This window comes from Brevundimonas sp. (assembly GCF_030682035.1).
In the GTDB taxonomy this organism is placed as follows: domain Bacteria; phylum Pseudomonadota; class Alphaproteobacteria; order Caulobacterales; family Caulobacteraceae; genus Brevundimonas.
Genome location: NZ_JAUXQZ010000001.1, coordinates 1 through 2,920, shown reverse-complemented (window position 1 = coordinate 2,920; position 2,920 = coordinate 1). Strand labels below are relative to the sequence as shown.

Genomic DNA, 2,920 nt, shown 5'->3' with positions numbered 1-2,920 from the left:
GTCGATTTGCTGGCCAAAGTAGTCGCCGACGCGGCGGATGGCGCGCGAGTAGGCCTCGATGGTCTTGGGTTGCAGCCCCTTGAGCTTGAGGTGCTTGAGATGCGTCTGGTATTGCCGGTCAAAGTGGGTGGAAGTGTCGTTAGTCATGCTGGTCTATCCTCACGAAATATTGCACAATCATTCCCTCGGGATTGAGGGGATGAAGGTGCAGGATAATTCGTGGTGCCGCAGCAAGCCACTTCTCCGCGTAGCGGCTTCGTCCAACATTTACGTCAACCGGACCTTGCGCCGGAATCGTCGCTTCACTCATGATTTACCTCCTGTGCCGGCGCAAGGCCGGTTACGTTAGCGTTGGGGGTCTTCATTGGCCTTTCACCGCGTCAATCGCAGTCGGGCCGTAAATGTGGAACTCGTTGCCCCACCGTTGCACGTTGCCGGTGTAGATAATCCCCGGCGCTTCCTCGCGCTTCAGGGTGTGCCAAACCTTGGCCCCGCCGTAATTTCCGCCGAACCAAAGCCCCCACTGGAACCCCACGTAACCGTGGCACTGGTAACCAACGTCCGCCCACCGTTGGCAAGCCGCCGCTTTCGTTTCTGCAAGGTTCGAGGAACTACAGCCCCCCAACGAATAAGGTTAGATCGTGATCGCGAAGCGAGCCACGATCTGAACCGTTTGTTGGACGAGCCCGGTCCTGGGAGGCTGGATTCGCCTCCCTGCAAACATCTATTTTGGAAATACCCCGAATGCATGAACTGCGGCGCGCCGGGAGGGGTAGGTCCCGGCGGGCCACGGCCCGAGACAACAAAATTCGCTCGAAACGGGCGGTTTCTAGGCCTCGAACCCCGAATTCCGGGCAGCCGGGTTGCTCAGCTTATGGGAACTGACGTCCCGAACGCGACGGACCAGCGATGAGGTCTGGGCTTACATGGTCAGAAGAGCACCCCGCTGACCGGCGGGTCCGTGACGGCAGCGGCTGGCGCCGCTCGAATGCGCGTCCTGACCACCATCATCACGGCGCCACAGCAGGGGCAACGCACCAGTGGGCGCAGCTTGCGCGGCGGAACGAAGCGGGCCGGATCGAAACGCAGCAGAAGATGCAGCAAGACGATCAAGCGCTTGCAGTTGGCGTGCAGGAACCCGTAATTGCGCGCCCGCCGAAAACCCCTGGGCAACACATGCTGGAGGACCAGCCAGAGAAAATCGGCGCCGGCCAGCGAGCGCTTCTCCAACCGGCCGGTCTCGGCGTCGCGATAACGAAAGCTCACCCGGCCGTTGTGGCAGGCGAGGATGTCCTGTTCGCGGATCACGCCGCGATACAGATAGCGGCCGAGATAGATCAGGGCCTTCTGGCCGGCGCCCACCGCCTTGCAGTGCGCCACCCATTCCTGCGGATAACGCGCCGGCAGACGGACACCGGCGGCCTCCAGAGCCGCCAGCAGCTTGGCCCGGAACACCTTGGCCAGAGCCTTCTCGTTGAACAGGTAGGTGCCCTTCCGGGTGCGCCGCTTGCGTCGCCAGCGCTGCTTCGCCGCATCCACCGCGGCGGCGGGGACGACGAGATGCACATGCGGGTGGTAGTCCAGCCGCCGCGTGTGGGTATGCAACACGGCAATGGCACCGGGCGTGCCCTGCAACTGCCGGTCGTTCTGGCTGAAGGTGCGCACCGTGTCCCAGGCGCAGCGCATCACGAGGTCGAGGACGACATCGGCGCGTGCCGACGCGAGCCCGCGAAACTCGGCCGGCAGGGTGAAGGTCACCAGGAAATAGTCGGCCGGAACGAGGCGTTGCATCTGGCGCTCCAGCCATGCCTGGCTCTCGTGGTGCTGACAGTGCGGGCAAAGCCGATGGCCGCAGGAATGCGGCACCAGCTTCTGGTGATCGCATCCGGTGCACTGGACCTGCATCATCGGGCTGGCCGGGCCGCGGCAGGTGCGGATCGCCGCCAGCGCATGGAGGTGGTCGCCATTCAGCCGAGTGCCGAATTGCGCCAGGAAGTCGGCTTCGAAGTCGCCGACGATGGAGGCGAGGCGGATCATTTGACCTTCCCCCAGTCGATGTCGAAGCCGTCCATCAGGGTGTTGATGCGGTCGATGGCGTGATGCTTGGTCTGGTCGGTCAGGTGGGTGTAGCGGACGGTGGTGAGAATGGAGTGATGGCCGAGAATCTTCTGTACCTCGATCAGATCGACGCCGACCTCGATCAAATGCGTGGCATAGGCGTGGCGCAGCGAGTGGGGCGTGATCTTTTTTTTAGCCCGCAGGACTCGACCACCTTGTGCAAGGTGGTCTGTACGCCGCCGGCGTCCATCGGCGTGGTGGCGGTGGCCGCTGCCTTCAGGCCGCCGTGGCGGCTGGGGAACAGCAGCACCGGGTTGCGATGCACCGCCCAGAAGCGGCGCAAGAGTTCATGGGTGGCGTGCGGCAGCGGCACGAAGCGATCCCGGTTGCCCTTGGCGTCGCGGATATGCACGCGCCCGTGCGCGGCATCGATATCGCCCACCTGAAGCCGCAATCCCTCGCCCAGGCGCAGGCCCAGGCTGTAGAGGGTGAAGTAGAACACCCGGTAGCTGACGACGCGAGTGGCGGCGAACAGCCGCCCGGCCTCGTCAACCGTGACGATGTCGGGCAGGCGCTGGCTCTTCGGCGGCTTGATCAGGCCGGGCGCCACCCAGGGCTTCTTCAAGACGTGCGCGTAGTAGAACTTCAAGCCGTACAGGTCGAGCTTGACCGTGCTCCACGAGTGCGTGGCCACCAGGTCGGTGAAGTAGTTCGTCAGTTGGGCTTCGGAGAGATCGTCGATTTGCTGGCCAAAGTAGTCGCCGACGCGGCGGATGGCGCGCGAGTAGGCCTCGATGGTCTTGGGTTGCAGCCCCTTGAGCTTGAGGTGCTTGAGATGCGTCTGGTATTGCCGGTCAAAGTG

The 2,920-nt window shown here is 63.5% G+C and carries 1 protein-coding gene and 1 pseudogene; both read right to left on the bottom strand.

Annotated elements, in window-relative coordinates; all coding sequences use genetic code 11:
* Window positions 1–930: 930 nt before the first annotated feature.
* Window positions 931–2,037, bottom strand: a complete 1,107-nt coding sequence (locus tag Q8K49_RS00010; protein ID WP_305303381.1) for a transposase — start codon at window positions 2,035–2,037, stop codon at window positions 931–933.
* Window positions 2,034–2,920: pseudogene (locus Q8K49_RS00005) on the bottom strand (tyrosine-type recombinase/integrase); the annotation flags it as partial. The pseudogene Q8K49_RS00005 and the gene Q8K49_RS00010, both read right to left, overlap by 4 nt.